Source organism: Allobosea sp. NPDC055353 (assembly GCF_053644975.1).
On sequence record NZ_JBSHMC010000001.1, the window covers coordinates 811,599 to 828,966 of the forward strand.

17 protein-coding genes are annotated in these 17,368 nt (G+C 66.9%); 4 read left to right on the plus strand and 13 right to left on the minus strand.

Annotated elements, in window-relative coordinates; all coding sequences use genetic code 11:
- Positions 1-72: 72 nt before the first annotated feature.
- Together ACWIEX_RS03670 and ACWIEX_RS03675 are read left to right on the plus strand one after the other, a co-directional pair.
- Complete coding sequence (locus ACWIEX_RS03670; protein WP_454031772.1) at positions 73-447, plus strand: hypothetical protein; 375 nt, start codon at positions 73-75, stop codon at positions 445-447.
- Positions 444-1,901 (plus strand): methyl-accepting chemotaxis protein, encoded by a 1,458-nt coding sequence (locus ACWIEX_RS03675; protein ID WP_454031773.1) that lies wholly within the window; start codon positions 444-446, stop codon positions 1,899-1,901. Before ACWIEX_RS03670 ends, ACWIEX_RS03675 begins: the two co-directional genes overlap by 4 nt.
- A 3-nt stretch (positions 1,902-1,904) precedes the next feature.
- Here the strand turns inward: ACWIEX_RS03675 and ACWIEX_RS03680 are convergent, their stop codons facing one another.
- The 6 genes from ACWIEX_RS03680 to ACWIEX_RS03705 all read right to left on the minus strand — a co-directional run bounded on the left by ACWIEX_RS03680 (position 1,905) and on the right by ACWIEX_RS03705 (position 9,606).
- Positions 1,905-3,122, minus strand: a complete 1,218-nt coding sequence (locus tag ACWIEX_RS03680) for a phosphopentomutase (protein ID WP_454031774.1) — start codon at positions 3,120-3,122, stop codon at positions 1,905-1,907.
- A gap of 2 nt (positions 3,123-3,124) precedes the next feature.
- Positions 3,125-4,753: an ABC transporter ATP-binding protein gene (locus ACWIEX_RS03685; RefSeq protein ID WP_454031775.1), complete on the minus strand. Its 1,629-nt coding sequence runs from the start codon at positions 4,751-4,753 to the stop codon at positions 3,125-3,127.
- Positions 4,750-5,922 (minus strand): ABC transporter permease, encoded by a 1,173-nt coding sequence (locus tag ACWIEX_RS03690; protein ID WP_454031776.1) that lies wholly within the window; start codon positions 5,920-5,922, stop codon positions 4,750-4,752. The genes ACWIEX_RS03685 and ACWIEX_RS03690 overlap by 4 nt, the downstream gene beginning before the upstream one ends.
- A gap of 2 nt (positions 5,923-5,924) precedes the next feature.
- Positions 5,925-7,010, minus strand: coding sequence for a microcin C ABC transporter permease YejB (locus tag ACWIEX_RS03695; RefSeq protein WP_454031777.1), 1,086 nt, complete (start codon positions 7,008-7,010; stop codon positions 5,925-5,927).
- Positions 7,011-7,017: 7 nt separating this feature from the next.
- Complete coding sequence (locus ACWIEX_RS03700) at positions 7,018-8,886, minus strand: extracellular solute-binding protein (protein ID WP_454031778.1); 1,869 nt, start codon at positions 8,884-8,886, stop codon at positions 7,018-7,020.
- A 177-nt stretch (positions 8,887-9,063) separates the two neighbouring features.
- Positions 9,064-9,606, minus strand: a complete 543-nt coding sequence (locus ACWIEX_RS03705; RefSeq protein WP_061965247.1) for a c-type cytochrome — start codon at positions 9,604-9,606, stop codon at positions 9,064-9,066.
- Between the two features lie 201 nt (positions 9,607-9,807).
- On the opposite strand from ACWIEX_RS03705, the gene ACWIEX_RS03710 reads away from it, so the two are divergent.
- Both ACWIEX_RS03710 and ACWIEX_RS03715 read left to right on the plus strand, forming a co-directional pair.
- Entirely contained in the window at positions 9,808-10,542 is a 735-nt protein-coding gene (locus tag ACWIEX_RS03710) for a 3-deoxy-manno-octulosonate cytidylyltransferase (protein ID WP_454031779.1), read from the plus strand.
- A 77-nt stretch (positions 10,543-10,619) separates the two neighbouring features.
- Positions 10,620-11,474, plus strand: a complete 855-nt coding sequence (locus tag ACWIEX_RS03715) for a prephenate dehydratase (protein ID WP_454031780.1) — start codon at positions 10,620-10,622, stop codon at positions 11,472-11,474.
- A gap of 46 nt (positions 11,475-11,520) precedes the next feature.
- Here ACWIEX_RS03715 and ACWIEX_RS03720 read toward each other — a convergent pair whose 3' ends face one another.
- From ACWIEX_RS03720 to ACWIEX_RS03750, 7 genes are all read right to left on the minus strand, one after another.
- Positions 11,521-11,751: a hypothetical protein gene (locus ACWIEX_RS03720; protein ID WP_454031781.1), complete on the minus strand. Its 231-nt coding sequence runs from the start codon at positions 11,749-11,751 to the stop codon at positions 11,521-11,523.
- Positions 11,752-11,757: 6 nt separating this feature from the next.
- A complete protein-coding gene (locus ACWIEX_RS03725; RefSeq protein ID WP_061965241.1) occupies positions 11,758-11,985 on the minus strand; it encodes a helix-turn-helix domain-containing protein in 228 nt (75 codons plus the stop codon).
- An 87-nt stretch (positions 11,986-12,072) separates the two neighbouring features.
- Positions 12,073-13,029 (minus strand): NAD(+) diphosphatase, encoded by a 957-nt coding sequence (nudC, locus tag ACWIEX_RS03730; protein ID WP_454031782.1) that lies wholly within the window; start codon positions 13,027-13,029, stop codon positions 12,073-12,075.
- Positions 13,030-13,072: 43 nt separating this feature from the next.
- Positions 13,073-13,960 carry a 3-hydroxyisobutyrate dehydrogenase gene (gene mmsB, locus ACWIEX_RS03735; protein WP_454031783.1) on the minus strand — a complete coding sequence of 296 codons (888 nt, stop codon included), beginning with the start codon at positions 13,958-13,960 and terminating at the stop codon, positions 13,073-13,075.
- Between the two features lie 148 nt (positions 13,961-14,108).
- On the minus strand, positions 14,109-15,263 hold the full coding sequence (locus ACWIEX_RS03740; RefSeq protein ID WP_293810108.1) for an isobutyryl-CoA dehydrogenase: 1,155 nt from the start codon (positions 15,261-15,263) through the stop codon (positions 14,109-14,111).
- Positions 15,260-15,805 (minus strand): hypothetical protein, encoded by a 546-nt coding sequence (locus ACWIEX_RS03745; RefSeq protein ID WP_454031784.1) that lies wholly within the window; start codon positions 15,803-15,805, stop codon positions 15,260-15,262. Before ACWIEX_RS03745 ends, ACWIEX_RS03740 begins: the two co-directional genes overlap by 4 nt.
- A 22-nt stretch (positions 15,806-15,827) precedes the next feature.
- Positions 15,828-17,324 carry a CoA-acylating methylmalonate-semialdehyde dehydrogenase gene (locus ACWIEX_RS03750; protein WP_454031785.1) on the minus strand — a complete coding sequence of 499 codons (1,497 nt, stop codon included), beginning with the start codon at positions 17,322-17,324 and terminating at the stop codon, positions 15,828-15,830.
- Positions 17,325-17,368: the final 44 nt, after the last annotated feature.

Below are 17,368 nucleotides of genomic sequence, written 5' to 3' on the forward strand. Positions count from 1 at the left end.
CTTAAGTAAAATTTTACGCGAGTGGGTTTGCTTCGCCGATACGCCGCCGTCGCTCCGAGTGATTCACCACCAATGCCCTCCACATCTCCTGCGGAACCCGGTGCGGCTGGCGCGGAACGGTTGTCGCTTGGCGGCGGTCTTCTCGTCGCTTTGGTCTGCCTGCTGGTCAGTGTCGGAGCCCTTGCGAGCCTGCCGCGGGCGACCGACGGCACCGCGCCGGTCGCGATCGTCTTTCCGCCTTGGGTCGATGGCGCGGAAGCCGTGGTACGGAGCTTCGCCGCCGGCCACCGCGTCCTGCGCAGTGGCCGCTTCAGTGCGATCGTCGTCGTCGCCCCGACCCTGAACGGGCAGGCACCGGCCTTGCCGAAAGGCGCGTGGCTTTCCCTCGTCCTGGCCGGCCTTGCCGGATGCCTCGACAGCCCAGCCGGAACGGAAGCATTGTCATGATCTGGTCCCTGTCAGCGGTACGCCACAGGGTCACGCAGGCCCTGCTCGCGCTCGGGCTGCTCCATGTCCCGCTGATCGCACTGGGCTTCTGGGCGAATGGAGCTTCTGGCGCGGTCCCGGCCGTCATGGCGGGGTTGGCGGCCCTTGCCGCCGTGCTGGTCTATCGTTTCGCCGGCCCGGCGATCGTGACGCAGCTCGTCATCGCGGCTGTGCTGATCGGGCAGGTCTCGATCCTGGTGTTCAGCTTCGCCGGCCATCCCTGGCAGCCGGACATCCACATGTACTATTTCGCCGTGCTGGCGCTGCTGGCCGGCTTCTGCGACTGGCGCCCGATCCTGATGGGCGCGACATTGACGGCCGCGCATCATCTCGTGCTGCAATACGCCCTGCCGGCCGCCGTCTTCTACCAGGGCGGCAACCTGTGGCGCGTGATGCTCCATGCGGTGATCGTCATCATCGAGACGTCGTTCCTCGCGGTCTTCGCCGTGGTGCTGCAGCGCATGTTCGCCGTCAACGAGCAGAACCTGGCGCGGGCGCAGGAAGTGGCGGAGCGCGAGCGCGTGGCCGGCGAGAAGGAGCGTAATCTCGCCGAGGAACTCGGGCGGCGCGCCGAGATGCTGCGCGACGTCGTTGCCGGCTTCCGGTTGCAGATGGAGCAGGCGATGGCCGTGCTCGACAACTCCGCTGCGGCGATGAACACCGAGGCCGGGGCGCTGACCGAAACCTCCGACCATGTCCGGCGCCAGACCGCGATGGTCTCCGATTCCGCTGCCGGCACCATGGACAGCATCGACCATCTATCGGCTGCGAGCACGGAGCTCGTCGCCTCCATCGGCGAGATCGGCCGCAATGCCGGGCAATCGGCCGATGGCTCGAAGGCGGCGGCGGAATTGGCGCGGCGCGCGAGCGCCGAGATCGAGCATCTCGCCCAGAGCAGCGAGAATGTCGGCGCCGTCGTCGAGATCATCCGCGGCATCGCCGCCCAGACCAGCATGCTGGCGCTCAACGCCACGATCGAGGCGGCGCGCGCCGGCGAGATGGGGCGCGGTTTCGCAGTCGTCGCCAGCGAGGTCAAGACGCTCTCGGCCCAGACGGCCAAGGCCACTGACGAGGTCTCGCACCAGATCGGCACGATGCAGCAGGCCTCGCAGCGCTCGCTCAAGGCGATCCGCGATATCGTCGAGGCGATTGGCGATGTCGAGAGCGTCGCCAATGCGATCGCGCTCTCCGTCGATGAGCAGAGCCGCGCCACGGCCGAGATCGCCCATCAGGTCCGTCTGTCCTTCGAGGGCGCGCAGCGCAGCGCCGATGTCGCGGGCGGCTTCGAGGTCATGACCCGCCAGACCCATGGCGCCGCCCAGCAATTGCAGGACGCGGCCAGCGCGCTCGCGCGGCAGGCGCAGGAAATCCGCCAGGACGTGGCGAGCTTCTGCGGCCGGGTCGCTACAGGCTGAATTCTACCAGGGACGGCCGGGGCCGACCGGCCCGATGCCGAGGAAGCTGCCGAGGCTCGCCGCGATATCGGCGAAGCTGCCGCGGCGCCCGAGCGGCTCAGTGCCGATGCCGGGGCCGAAGGCCAGGATCGGCACATGCTCGCGCGTATGGTCGGTTCCGGGCCAGCTCGGATCGTTGCCGTGGTCGGCGGTGATCACGGCGATATCGCCCGCTCTCAGCGCCGCTTCGATATGGGGCAGGCGGCGGTCGAAGGCTTCAAGCGCCGCCGCATAGCCGGGAATGTCGCGTCGGTGGCCGAACTCGGTATCGAAATCCACGAGATTGACGAAGCAGAATCCGCCATCCGGCAGCCCATCCCAAGCCTCCAGCGCCGCGTCCAGCATCGCCGCATTGCCGAAGGGCTTGATCTCCGTCCCTGTCGAGCGGTGGGCGAAGATGTCGCCGATCTTGCCGACGGTGACGATCGTCCGCCCTTGCGTCGTCAGTCGATCGAGAAGCGTCTCGCCCGGCGGCGGAATGGCGAAATCCTTGCGGTTCGCGGTGCGGGTGAAACCGTCCTCCGGCGATCCCACGAAGGGTCGTGCGATGACGCGACCGATCCGCAGCGGATCGACGAGCCCGCGCGTGACCTTGCAGAGCGCATAGAGCCGGTCGAGCCCGAAATGCTCCTCATGCGCCGCGATCTGCAGCACCGAGTCGACCGAGGTGTAGCAGATCGGCTTGCCGGTCCGGATGTGTTCCGGCCCGAGCTCGTCGATGATGGCGGTGCCCGAGGCATGCTTGTTGCCGAGGATGCCGGGGAGCGCTCCTTCCTTGACGATGCCGGCGATCAGCTCTGCCGGGAACGAGTGCTCCAGATCGGTGAAATAGCCCCATTGGAATGGTACGGGGCAGCCGGCGATCTCCCAGTGGCCCGATGGCGTGTCCTTGCCTTGGCTGATTTCGACGCCATAGCCCCAGCGACCCTCGGGCTGGGCCGGCTTCGTCGCGCCGGCCAGCGGTCGGCCGGTCGAGGCCTCGCAGGCATGGGCGAGCCCGAGGCGAACGAGGTTCGGCAGCTTGAGCGGCCCGCTGCGCAGCCCCTCCCGATCACCGCGCCCGTTCGCGCAGGCCTCGGCGATGTGCCCGAGCGTGTCCGAGCCGGCATCGCCATAGGCAGCCGCATCGGCCGCGCCGCCGCAGCCGACCGAGTCCAGCACGATCAGGAGCGCGCGGGCCATGCTCAGTCCCTCACCGCGGCGGTACTGGCGGTATCGAGGTTGAGGGCCGCCGCCAGCAGCGCCTGCGTATAGGCCTCGCGCGGCGAAGCGAAGATTTCTTCCGCCGGGCCTTCCTCGACCACCTTGCCGTTCTGCATCACCACCACCCGGTGCGACAGCGCCCTGACGACCTTGAGGTCGTGGCTGATGAAGAGATAGCCCAGCTTGCGCTTGGCTTGCAGGCCGCGCAGCAATTCGACGATCTGCGCCTGCACGGACATGTCGAGCGCCGAGGTCGGTTCGTCCAGCACCACGAATTTCGGATCGAGCGCCATCGCCCGCGCGATCGCGATGCGCTGGCGCTGTCCGCCGGAGAACTCGTGCGGGTAGCGGTCCATCGCTGTGGGATCGAGTCCGACATCGGCGAGCGCCTGCGCCACGACCTCGCGGCGCTGCTCATAGCTCAGGTTCGGCTGCTGGATGGCGAGCCCTTCGGCCACGATCTCGGCCACCGACATGCGCGGCGAGAGCGAGCCATAGGGGTCCTGGAAGACGACCTGCAAATCCTTGCGCTTGGGCCTGACCTGCTTGCTGGACAAGCCGTCGATGCGGTCGCCGAGGAAGACGATCGGTCCCTCCGACGCGATCAGGCGAAGGATGGCGAGACCGAGCGTGGTCTTGCCCGAGCCGGATTCGCCGACGACGCCGAGCGTCTCGCCCTCGCGCACCTTCACCGAGATGCCGTCGACCGCCTTCACATGGCCGCTGACGCGGCGCAGCAGGCCGGACTTGACCGGGAACCAGACCTTGACCGGCCCGGCCTCCAGCAGCGTCGCGGCATCTGCCGGAACCGGGGCAGGGCGCCCCTTCGGCTCGGCGGCGAGCAGGCGCTTGGTGTAGTCATGTTGCGGATTGCCGAAAATCTCGGCGACGGGGCCGTGCTCGACGATCTTGCCCTTCAGCATCACGCAGACCCGGTCGGCGATGCGCCGGACGATGCCGAGATCGTGGGTGATGAACAGCACTGCCATGCCGAGCCGGCCCTGCAGCTCCTTGAGCAGCGTCAGGATCTGCGCCTGCACGGTGACGTCGAGCGCGGTCGTCGGCTCGTCGGCAACGAGCAGCTCCGGTTCGTTGGCGAGCGCCATCGCGATCATCACGCGCTGACGCTGCCCACCCGAGAGCTGGTGCGGATAGGCATCGAGCCGGCTCGCGGCGTCGCGGATGCCGACGAGGTCGAGCAGTTCCAGCGTGCGCGCGCGCGCCTTCTCGCCGCGCAAACCCTTGTGCAGTTCGAGGATCTCGCCGATCTGCCGCTCGATCGTATGCAGCGGGTTGAGCGAGGTCATCGGCTCCTGGAAGACCATGGTGATGTCGTTGCCGCGCACCTTGCGCATCGCGTCCTCGTCGGCCGCGATCAGGTCCTGCCCGTTGAACATCACCTTGCCGGAGGGATGATGCGCCGCCGGATAGTTCAGCAGCTTCAGGATTGAGAGCGCCGAGACCGACTTGCCGGAGCCGGATTCGCCGACCAGCGCCAGCGTCTCGCCCTTGGCGATCGAGAACGAGACATGATCGACCGCAAGCGTCTCCCGCCCGCCCTGGCGGAAGGCGACGGAGAGGTCTTCGACGGAAAGCAGCGGTGCGCTCATGCGAAGGTCTTCCGCGGGTCGAAGGCGTCGCGCACGGCCTCGCCGATGAAGATCAGCAGCGACAGCATCAGCGCGATCACGATGAAGCCGGAGAGGCCGAGCCAGGGCGCCTGGAGATTGGCCTTGCCCTGCGCCAATAGCTCGCCGAGTGACGGTGAGCCCGGCGGCAGGCCGAAGCCGAGGAAGTCGAGCGACGTCAGCGTGGTGATCGAGCCGTTCAGGATGAAGGGCAGGAAGGTCAGCGTCGCGACCATCGCGTTCGGCAGCAGATGCCGGATCATGATGGTGCGGTCGGAGAGGCCGAGCGCCCGGGCGGCGCGGACATACTCAAAATTGCGCGCCCGCAGGAACTCGGCGCGCACCACGCCGACCAGTGCCACCCAGGAGAACAGCAGGAGGATGCCGAGCAGCACGAAGAAGCTCGGCGTGATGATGGCGGCGACGATGATCAGCAGATAGAGCGCGGGGATCGAGGTCCAGATCTCGATCAGGCGCTGGAAGATCAGGTCTGTCCAGCCGCCGAAATAGCCCTGGATCGCGCCGGCCGTGATCCCGATCACCGAGGAGAAGGCGCACAGGATCAGCCCGAACAGCACGGAGATGCGGAACCCGTAGATCAGTCGCGCCACGACGTCGCGGCCCTGATCGTCGGTGCCGAGCCAGTTCCATTCGAGGTCGCGGCAGCTCGATCCGCCCGTGCGTTCCGCGATCGGCTTGCACTGCTCGTCCTTGAGCAGCCAGGTCGGCGGAGCTGGGGCCGGCACCGGCAGGTCTAGGTTGTGCGTGCGATAGGAGTAGCGGATCGGCGGCCAGATCGCGAAGCCGTTGGCGGCGATCTCCTTGGCGATGACCGGGTCGCGGTAATCGGTGGTCGCGAGGAAGCCGCCGAATTTCTCTTCCGGATAGTTCACCGCGACCGGGAACAGCCATTCGTCCTTGTAGCGGACGACGAGCGGCCGGTCGTTGGCGATGAACTCGGCGAAGAGCGTCAGCACGAACAGCGCGAGGAAAAGCCAGAGCGACCACCAGCCGCGCTTGTTGGCCTTGAAGTTGTTGAGCCTGCGCCGGTTGATCGGCGAGAGCTTGAGCCAGCCCTGCTTGGCCTCGGCCGGCGCGAGGGGGACGTCGCTGCGCAGGGCCGGCGGGGGAGCGTCGATCAGCGTGTCCATGCTCACGCCTCCCGGCTCTCGAAATCGATGCGGGGGTCGACCCAGCTATAGGTCAGGTCGGTGATCAGGTGCACGACGAGGCCGATCAGCGAGAAGATGAAGAGATTGGCGAAGACGACCGGGTAGTCGCGATTGACGATCGCCTCGAAGGAGAGGAGGCCGAGACCGTCGAGCGAGAAGATCGTCTCGATCAGGAGCGATCCCGCGAAGAGCGCATGCACGAAGGCGCCGGGGAAGCCGGCGATGACGATCAGCATCGCGTTGCGGAAGACATGGCCGTAGAGCACGCGCCGCTCGCTGAGCCCCTTCATCCGCGCGGTCAGGACGTATTGCTTCCTGATCTCGTCGAGGAAGGAGTTCTTGGTCAGGAGCGTCGAGGTTGCGAAGGCGCCGAGCGCCATGGCGAGCACCGGCAGGGTGATGTGCCAGAGATAGTCCTTCGCTTTGCCGATCAGGCTGAGCTCGGCCCAGTTGTCGGAGGTCAGGCCTCTCAGCGGGAAGATCTGCCAGAACGAGCCGCCGGCGAAGAGCACGATCAGCAGGATCGCGAACAGGAAGCTCGGGATGGCATAGCCGACGATGACGACGGCGCTCGTCCAGGTGTCGAAGCGCGAGCCCTCCTTCATCGCCTTGCGGATGCCGAGCGGGATCGAGATCGCGTAGGAGATCAGCGTCATCCAAAGCCCGAGCGTGATCGAGACCGGCAGCTTTTCCTTGATGAGCTGCAGCACCGGCGCGTCGCGGAAATAGCTCCGTCCGAAATCGAAGCGGGCATAGTCGCCGAGCATCTTCAGGAAGCGCTCATGCGCCGGCTTATCGAAGCCGAACTGCTTCTCCAGTTCCTTGATGAAGGCGGGGTCGAGCCCCTGCGCGCCGCGATAGGCCGATCCGTCGCCCTGCGCCCCGGCATCGCCGCCCTGGCCGCCGCCGACGCGGTCGGCCGCGCCGCTATTGGGGTTCTGGAGTTGCGAGATCACGCGCTCGACCGGCCCGCCCGGCGCGAACTGCACGATGACGAAGGAGACGAGCAGGATGCCGAACAAAGTCGGCACCATCAGCGCGAGGCGCCGGGCGATATAGCTCAGCATGCCCGGGTCACGCCTTTCCGATCCGCTTGGCCTTCTCGGCGTCGTACCACCAGATGCCCGGCGCGCCGGAGGAGTATTTCGGCTTGGTCGCCGGCCGGTCGTACATGTCCCAATAGGCCAGCCATTCCTCGTCGTTCCACCACATCGGGATCCAGTAGCGCCCGGCGCGCAGCAGCCGGTCGAGGCATTTTGCGGCCACGATGCAGTCGGCATAGGTCTTGGCCTGGCCGATCGTCTCGATCATCGCGTCGATGGCGGGGTGGCTGATGCCGCCGACATTGCGCGAACCCTTGGTCTTGGCGGCTTCGGAGCCGTAGACGATGCTGAGCGTATCGCTCGGGATCGCGCCGCCCGAGAGCGCCATGCTGATGATGTCGAAATCGAACTCCTGAAGCCGCCGCTGATACTGCGCGGGATCGACGAGGCGCGAAGTGGCGTTGATGCCGAGCCGCTTGAGATTGGCCTGGAAGGGCTGGGTGTGCGGCTGGAGCGCCGGGCTGGAATCGAGGAACTCGATCTCGAAGGGCTGGCCGTTCGGCAGCTTCATCACGTTGCCGTCGCGCTTGCAGCCGGCGGCCCGCAGCATCTCGTCGGCCTTGCGCAGGAGGGCGCGGTCGCTGCCGGAGCCGTCCGAGACCGGCGGCAGGAAGGGCTCGCCGAAGACCTCGTCCGGCACCTTGCCGCGCCAGGGCTCCAGCAGCTTGAGCTCTTCCGGCGAAGGCTTGCCGACCGCCTTCGAATCCGAGTTCTCGAAATAGGAGGTCATGCGCTCGAAGGAGCCGAACATGATGTTCTTGCGTGTCCATTCGAAATCGAAGGCGAGCCCCAGCGCCTCGCGAATGCGCGGGTCGGCGAATTTCTCGCGCCTTGTATTGTAGACCCAGCCCTGCGAGCCGACCGGCTCGGTCTTCGGTAGGGCTTCCTTCTTGACCTTGCCCTCGTGCAGGGCGGGGAAGTCGTAGCCCGTCGCCCAGATGCGCGAGGTGAACTCCTCCTGGAAGGTGATGGCGCCCGCCTTGAAGGCCTCGAAGGCGACCTGCCGGTCGCGGAAATACTCCCAGCGCACCCGGTCGAAATTATTGGTGCCGACATTCACCGGCAGGTCCTTGGCCCAGTAGTCCGGCACGCGATCGAATTCGATGAAGCGGCCCTGCTCGAGGCGCCCGACCTTGTAGGCGCCGGAGCCGAGCGGCGGCTCCAGCGTCGACGCCGTGAAGTCCCGCGTCGACCAGTATGTTTCGGAGAAGACCGGCAGCCCGGCGACGACGAGATGCAGGTCGCGCCCGCGCTTCGGCGAGAGCTTCACCACGAGGATGTCGTCGCCCTCCGCTTCCGACGACACGAGCTCGTTGAGCAGGAGGCGGTAGGACGGGTGGCCCTTCGCCTTCAGGATGTTCATCGAGAAGGCGGCGTCGCGCGCCGTCACCTGCGAGCCGTCATGGAATTTCGCTTCGGGCCGCAGGCGGAAGCGATAGGTCAGCTTGTCCGCGGAGACCGCGACGCTCTTGGCCAGCAAGCCGTAGAGCGAGCCCGGCTCGTCGCCCGAGCCGGCCATCAGGCTGTCGAAACAGGCATCCATGCCGGCAGCGCCATCGCCTTGCAGCACGAAGGTGTTGAGCGTGTTGAAGGTGTCGAAGCTCTGGTTGCCGCCGCCGCGCTTGATCTGGACGGTCAGCATGCCGCCCTTCGGCGCCTTCGGATTCACATAGGCGAAATGCGGGAAGTCCGGCGGCAGGGCGAGTTCGCCGAAGGTCGAAAGCCCATGCGATTCGGCATCCTGCGCCAGCGCCGTGCCGGAAAACCCGGGCAGGGTGCCCGCGACCGCGGCCGTGCCTGCGGCTTCCAGCAATCTGCGGCGTGTGATGCGCATCGCCATCGTTTCGCGTCTCCGTCTGATTCGCCGTTGTCCTGTGTCGCCTGCGTGCGGCGCGACCGCAATGGCTGGTGAGGCGCGGATTGTGCGGGCAGCCGCAGGGCGGGAGCAAGGCACGAAACGAAAAAGCCGGGCAGAGCCCGGCTTCGTGATCGCTGATCGGCTGTTTGCCGGGCCGTCTCAGGGCTTCGGCAGCGGCTTCGGCGCTTCGGAGAGGCTGTTGAGATAGGCGATCACATCGGCGCGGGTCTCGGGCTTGGCGATGCCGGCGAACGCCATGATCGTGCCGGGCACATACGCCTTCGGGCCCTTCAGGAAATGGTCGAGCCCTTCGGCATCCCAGGTCTTGTCGTTGCGGCCCTTCATCGCGGCCGAGTAGCCGAAACCGGCGACCGTGCCTTCGTTGCGGCCATAGACGTCGTAGAGATGCGGGCCGACCTTGTTGGCGCCGCCCTTCTCGAAGGTGTGGCAGGCCTTGCAGGCGGCGGTGGCCTTCTCGCCCTTGGCGGGATCGGCCTTGGCGAGGCGCACCGCGATCGGCTCCTCGGCTGCGGGGGCAGCGGCGGCGCCACCTGCGGCAGCCGGCTCCTCGCTCGGCAGGTCGAAGCCTGTCACTGCCGGCTTCTTCGGCGCGAAGACGATACCGGCCGTCATATTGAGGCCCAGCACGACGAGCAGCGTGGAGAGAACCGCGCCGGCGATCTTGTTGGCTTCGATGTTCATCGTATCCGAACCCTGGTGCCCTCCGCGTCCGAGGCGCGGGAGACGAGATAGCGCTTGGCCGGAGTCTTGAAAGGCTCCAGCTTCCGCCGTTGCTTAACCGCTTTGCGCGCTTCATTGCAACTCGTATAAGCACGCACCGTTTGAGACTTTTTGCCGCCGCCGGCTTCTGCCGGTGGTGCCCATGCCGAGCACGATCCGAAAATGGCCCATCCGCTGATCCTGATCCCGGCCCGCATGCAGGCGACGCGCCTGCCCGGCAAGCCGCTCGCCGATATCCATGGCGAGCCGATGATCGTGCATGTCTGGCGCCGGGCGGTCGAATCCGGGGCCGGCGATGTGGCGGTGGCGACCGATGCGCCGGAAATCGCGGCCGCGATCGAAGCCGCCGGGGGCAAGGCGGTGATGACCAGCGCCGAGCATCAGACCGGCTCGGACCGGATCAAGGAAGCGGCCGACATTCTCGACCCTGACAGGCATTACGACATCATCGTCAATGTGCAGGGCGACTTCCCGACGCTGGCTCCCTCGGCCATCGCCGCCGCGGTGAAACCGCTTTCTGATCCGGCTGTGGATATCGCGACGCTGGCGGGCGTGATCGACGACGAGGAGGAGAAGACGGCGCCGAGTGTCGTGAAGCTCGTCGGCAGCGAGATTGCGCCCGGCCACCTGCGCGCGCTCTATTTCACGCGCGCCACGGCGCCTTATGGCGAGGGGCCGCTCTATCACCATGTCGGCCTCTACGCCTATCGCCGTGCCGCGCTCGACCGTTTCGTCAGCCTGCCGCAATCGCCGCTGGAACTGCGCGAGAAGCTGGAGCAGCTCCGTGCGCTGGAAGACGGCATGCGCATCGACGTCATGGTCATCGACCATGTGCCGCGCGGCGTCGACACGCCGCCCGATCTCGATCGCGCTCGTGCATTGCTGAAGTCCCGATAAAGCCGTTCCCGCAGGGGCCGCATCGTTGTCCCCTCCGGAGTGGCTGATAACAAGAAGCTGGAGCCTGAAGTCGTCCCATGTCCTTCGTCGTGTCTTATCAGGGTGAGCCCGGAGCCTTCTCCTCGCAGGCGGCCCTTCAGGTGTTTCCGGACTGCGAGCTCCTGCCCTGCGCTACCTTCGAGGACGCGCTCTCGGCCGTCAGCGACGGCAAGGCCCGCTATGGCATGATCCCGATCGACAACTCGATCGCCGGCCGCGTCGCCGATATCCATCATCTGCTGCCGCGCTCGGGGCTGCACATCATCGGCGAGCATTTCCTGCCGATCCGCTTCCACCTGATGGGCGTGAAGGGTGCGACGCTTGCGACGATCCAGACCGTCCAGAGCCATATCCACGCGCTCGGCCAGTGCCGGAAGATCATCCGCAAGCTCGGCCTCAAGGCCGAGGTCGCCGCCGACACCGCGGGCTCCGCCCGCCAGGTCGCCGAGGCCAACGATCCAACGCGCGCGGCCATCGCCCCGCGCATCGCGGCGGAGGTCTATGGCCTCGATATCCTGATGGAGGACATCGAGGACGAGAAGCACAACACCACCCGCTTCGTCGTGCTCTCGAAATATCCGGAATATGCGCGCCAGGGCGGGGCCAAGACCGTGACGACGCTGATGTTCCGCGTGCGCAACATTCCGGCCGCGCTCTACAAGGCGATGGGCGGCTTCGCCACCAACGGCGTCAACATGACGAAGCTGGAAAGCTACATGGTCGACGGCCATTTCTCGGCGACGATGTTCTATGCCGATGTCGAGGGCCATCCCGACGACCCGGCGCTTCGGCGCGCGCTCGACGAGCTCTCCTATTTCTCGAAGGAGATGAAGATCATGGGCGTCTATGCCGCCAACGACTTCCGCTCGACGATCGAGGAAGCCGGCGAGTAGTCGCTTGTGAACAAGCGACGGCTGTTCGCTGCGCAGGAAGACCGCCTCAGTCCTTGAGGCCGTCTTCGATGGTCTCCCGCGCCGCAACGAATGCGGCGGAGTGCTCTGGCGCCGCCCCCTGCTGCTCTTCGAGCAGGAGAAGGGCGGCCTCGTAGATTTCCCGGATGTCGTGGGGCGCCAGGACCCCCTTGTGGAGCAGGCAGCGCAGCAGCGCCGCCGTGGTCGTCGCGGCGACCAACTGGCCGGCCGCCGCCGCGTTCGATGCCGTGATGCGCATGGCCGCTCACTGCGCCGACGGCTGGAGCGCTTCCGGCACCTCGTAGCCTGCCGCCGTATAGCTATTGATCTTGTTGCGCAGCGTGCGGATGGCGATGCCGAGGAGGTTGGCAGCGTGGGTGCGGTTGCCGCCGGTTTCGCGCAAGGTGGCGAGAATCAGATCACGTTCGACATCGGCAACGGGCAGGCCGACGAGCTGCTCCATGATGGTCTGCTCAGGGTCGAGCTCGTGCATGGTCGCGGTCCTTTCCGAGCCCCCAAAAGCCCCGGTGGACAGCGCAAGGGGACGCCCTTCACGGTTAAGGAATGGTAAAGGGTCCCGCTAGATCCGCTCGCCGTCCAGTGCCCAGGCCCGCACCAGCGTGTTGGCGATGGCGATATGCTGCGGACAGGCGAGCCCGTCGGGATGCTTGCCGTCCAGCATCTGCAGCACCTCTTCACGGGGGAACCAGCGGCCTTCCTCAAGCTCGGTCATGTCGAGCGTGATCTCGTCGCCGAGCGCCTCGGCGATGCAGCCCATCATGATCGAGGAGGGGAAGGGCCAGGGCTGCGAGGCGAGGTAACGGACGGCGCCGACCTTTAAGCCCGCTTCCTCCCAGCTTTCGCGCCTGACCGCGTCCTCGATCGTCTCGCCCGGTTCGACGAAGCCGGCGATGCAGGAATACATGCCCGGTGCGAACCGGGCCTGGCGCGCTAGCAGGCAGGCATCGCCACGCGTCACCAGCATGATCACGACCGGATCGGTGCGCGGGAAATGCATCGCGCCGCAGGCAGTGCATTCGCGCCGCCAGCCCGAGGCGCCGGCGACGGTCGGCCCGCCGCACTGGGCGCAGAATCGGTGGCGGGCATGCCAGTCGAGTACGGCCTTGGCCTCGCCAAGCGGCCCGACCTCGTCCTCCGGCACGATGCGCTTCAGCGCGACCGAGCGCAGATCGGTGACGAACAGCTCGGCCCTTTCCTTCAGAGTCTCGGCCAGAGCCTTGTCGAGCAGGCGCCCGAAGCGGGGCGTGCCGTCCTCGGCCATCCCCATGAAGATTTCCTCGGCGGCCGGGCCGAGCATCTCCGTCTCGCCATGGCTGAACCAGACCGAGAAAGCATCGCCGTCGAGACGCTTGAGGATGGGCGTCTCGCCGGCAACCACGGCGATCCGCGTATCCGAGCGGTGGCGCAAGGCCGTCACCGCATTGGGCTGGTTGCGCAGGTCTTCGCGCCGGTCGAGCCGGTTGATCGCGAAGCCGGTGAAGGAGGAGCGTTCGCGGCGAGGCAGGGCGTCGTTCATGCTTCGGGTCTAGACCCGCGACGCCGTGCCGCGCAAGCGCGTCTCACGCCTGCCCGCGTCCCCGCAGGAGGTGGATGATGCCGGAGAAGTCCGTGCCACCTTCGCCCCAGGCATTGTGCAGCCCGAAGAGCTGTGCTGCTGCCGCGCCGAGCGGGGTCGAGGCGCCGGCAGCCTGCGCCGCTTCCTGGGAAAGCTTCAGGTCCTTCAGCATCAGCGCCGAGGCGAAGCCCGGCTTGTATTCGTTATTGGCGGGCGAGGTCGGCACCGGCCCCGGCACCGGGCAATAGGTCGTCAGCGACCAGCACTGGCCGGACGAGGTCGAGGCGACATCGAACAGTGCCTGATGCGACAGGCCGAGCTTCTCGCCGAGCACGAAGGCTTCCGAGACGCCGATCATCGAGATGCCCAGGATCATGTTGTTGCAGATCTTGGCCGCCTGGCCGTTGCCGGCGCCGCCGCAATGCACGATCCGCCGCCCCATCTGGGCGAGGATCGGCTCACCCTTGCCGAAGGCATCCTCCGTGCCGCCGACCATGAAGGTCAGCGTCGCGCCCTTGGCGCCGCCGGTGCCGCCCGAGACCGGGGCATCGAGCGAGAGGCAGCCGCGCTCGGCCGCCAGCGCATGAGCCTTGCGGGCGCTCTCGACATCGATGGTCGAGGAATCGATCAGCAGCGTGCCGGGCTTCACGGCCGGCAGGATATCGGCCCAGACGCTCAGCACATGCTTGCCGGCCGGCAGCATGGTCACGACGACTTCCGCCTCGGCCACGGCCTCCTTCGCCGAGCCGGCGATGCCGACGCCCAGTTCAGCGGCGGCGTCCTTTGAGGCCTGCACGAGATCGAAGGCTTTGACGGCGTGCCCGGCCTTGACGAGGTTCCCGGCCATCGGGCCGCCCATATTGCCGAGACCGATGAAGGCGATGCTGGTCATGGTCGTATCCTCTCGTCGTTATTGTCGTCGTTCTTGGTGTCATCCCGGGCTGCTCGCAGAGCAGACCCGGGATCGTCATCAGAAAAAAGCGCTTTCTCGTCTTACGATCCCGGATCGCCTTGCGGCGTCCGGGATGACGCCGCCGGCGTCAGTTTCCCTTGGACCGGCCGACCAGCCCGCGCGCCACGATCATCCGCATCACCTCGTTGGTGCCTTCGAGGATCTGGTGGACGCGGAGATCCCGGACGATCTTCTCGATGCCGTAATCGGCGAGATAACCGTAACCACCATGAATCTGCAGGGCGTGGTTGGCGACCTCGAAGCCGGTATCGGTGGCGATGCGCTTGGCCATGGCGCAGAGCTTGGTCGCATCCGGTGTCTTGGCGTCGAGTGCCGCCGCCGCGCGCCAGAGCAGGCTGCGGGCCGCTTCCAGCTCGGTCGCCATGTCGGCAAGCTTGAACTGCAGCGCCTGGAAATCGGCGATGGCCGAGCCGAAGGCCTTGCGCTCCTTGGCATAGGCGAGGGATCGGTCCAGCGCGCCTTGCGCGCCGCCGAGCGAGCAGGCGCCGATATTGAGCCGGCCGCCATCGAGCCCGGCCATCGCGATCTTGAAGCCGATTCCCTCCGGGCCGAGCCGGTTCGCCACCGGCACGCGGCAGTTCTCGAAGATCACGGCGCGCGTCGGCTGGGCGTTCCAGCCCATCTTCTTCTCGTTGGCGCCGAAGGAGAGGCCGGGCGTGTCCTTCTCGACCACGATGGTCGAGATGCCCGAGGGGCCGGCCTCGCCGGTGCGCGCCATCACCACATAGATGTCGGAGACTCCGGCGCCCGAGATGAACTGCTTTTGCCCGTCGAGGACGTAGTGGTCGCCGTCGAGCACCGCCTTCGTCTTGAGCGCGGCGGCGTCGGAGCCGGCGCCGGGCTCGGTCAGGCAGTAGCTGGCGAGATGCTCCATGGTGCAGAGCTTCGGCAGGAAGCGCTGGCGCTGCTCGTCCGAACCGTAGCGGTCGATCATCCAGGCGCACATGTTGTGGATCGAGATATAGGCCGCGACCGTCGGGCAGCCCGTTGAGAGCGCCTCGAAGATCAGGGCCGCATCGAGCCGGGTCAGGCCGGAGCCGCCGACATCGTCGCGGATATAAATGCCGCCCATGCCGAGTGCGGCGGCGGCGCGCATCTCCTCGACCGGGAAATGCTTCTCCTCGTCCCAGCGCGCGGCATGGGGCGCCAATGTCTCGGCGGCGAAGTCCTGCGCCATGTCGCGGATCGCGATCTGGTCCTCGGTCAGAGAAAACGGGCTCAAGGCTGGCGCTCCTGCTGGCTTGGGAAGGCGGGCCGCGGCTGCGCGGCCTGAGGGCGTTTGGGCTGCGGATAAGCACCGTCATAGGGCTGCGCGCGGCCGCGATGTGGCGACCGGGCCGCGTCGAGGACCACGAAATCAGCGGCCGTCGCCGGTTCCCCGGCCTTGCCGACGAAGACGCGCGGTCCCTTGTCGGTCACGACGACATCGCCATAGGCGAGGTCGCCGCTCAGGAAGGTCTCGACGGTGACGGGCGGGAGAGAAGGTGGGGGCAGGCTTGCGTCCCGCTCCCGCCTGAGCCGGCTCTCCTCGATCACCCGTTCGAGATAATCCTGGCTCCGTGCCCGGGCCGCCTCGACCCGCTGCTGCCAGAGCTGGCGGCAGCGGGCGAGCCGTGCGTCATCCGTATGGAAGGATCCATCGGCAGCCGCGTCGCAGAGCGTTTCCCCAGTTGCGGCGTCTGCAACCGGTTCTGTCGCGCGGACGGGCAGAATACCGCAGAGGAGGACGAGCGACGATGCGATGATGCGCAGCGGTCGCTCCATGGCCTCCTCCGTCGGTGGCGCCTCAGTTCATCGTCGGGATGACGAAGCTCGCACCGTCCTTGATACCGCTCGGCCAGCGCGCCGTCACCGTCTTGGTCTTGGTGTAGAAGCGGATCGCGTCCGGGCCGTGCTGGTTGAGGTCGCCGAAGGCGGAGCGCTTCCAGCCGCCAAAGGTGTAATAGGCCAGCGGAACCGGGATCGGCAGGTTGATGCCGACCATGCCGACCTGGACCTTCGAGGCGAAGTCGCGTGCCGCATCGCCGTCGCGGGTGAAGATCGCGGTGCCGTTGCCGTATTCGTTGTCGTTGGTCAGCTTCAGCGCCTCGTCATAGGTCTCGGCGCGCACCACCGAGAGCACCGGCCCGAAGATCTCGTCCTTGTAGATGCTCATGTCCTTGGTGACGTTGTCGAACAGGCAGCCGCCGACATAGAAGCCGTTCTCATAGCCCTGCATCTTGAAGTCGCGGCCGTCGACCAGAAGTTTGGCGCCTTCCTTCACGCCGATATCGACATAGGACTTGATCTTTTCCATCGCCGCCTTGGTCACGACCGGGCCGTAATCGGCGCTGGTATCGGTCGAGGGGCCGATCTTCAGGCTCTCCACGCGCGGGATCAGGCGCTTGACCAGTTCGTCGGCGGTGGCCTTGCCGACCGGGACGGCGACCGAGATCGCCATGCAGCGTTCGCCGGCCGAGCCGTAGCCCGCGCCGATCAGCGCATCGACGGTCTGGTCCATGTCGGCGTCCGGCATGATGATCATGTGGTTCTTGGCGCCGCCGAAGCACTGCACGCGCTTACCGGCCGCGCAGCCGCGGGCGTAGATGTATTCCGCGATCGGGGTCGAGCCGACGAAGCCGACGGCCTTGATCTCGGGATGGTCGAGGATGGCGTCGACCGCTTCCTTGTCGCCGTTGACGACGTTGAGGATGCCGGGAGGGCCGCCGGCCTCGATGAACAGTTCGGCGAAGCGCATCGGCACGCCGGGGTCGCGCTCGGAGGGCTTCAGGATGAAGGCATTGCCGCAGGCGATCGCGGGGCCGAGTTTCCAGAGCGGGATCATCGCCGGGAAGTTGAACGGGGTGATGCCGGCGACGACGCCGAGCGCCTGGCGCATCGAATAGATGTCGATGCCGGGGCCGGCGCCGTCGGTGAACTCGCCCTTCATCAGGCCCGGGATGCCGAGCGAATATTCCAGGACCTCGACGCCGCGCTGGATGTCGCCCTTGGCATCGGGAATGGTCTTGCCGTGCTCGCGGGCGAGCAGTTCGGCGAGCGCGTCGTTGTTCTGCGCGATCAGGTCGATGAACTTCATCAGCACGCGGGCGCGGCGCTGCGGATTGACGGCGGCCCATTTCGGCTGCGCCTCGGCGGCGTTCCGGACGGCGGCGTCGAGCTCGGCCGTCGAGGCCAGCGCCACCTTGCCGATGATCGTGCCGTCCATCGGCTGGTAGATGTCGGCCGTGCGACCCGAAGTGCCCGCGACATGCTTGCCGCCGATGAAATGTCCAACCTGACGCATGGCGCCCTCCCTACGAACTGATGGTGCGATGATCCCGCATCCTC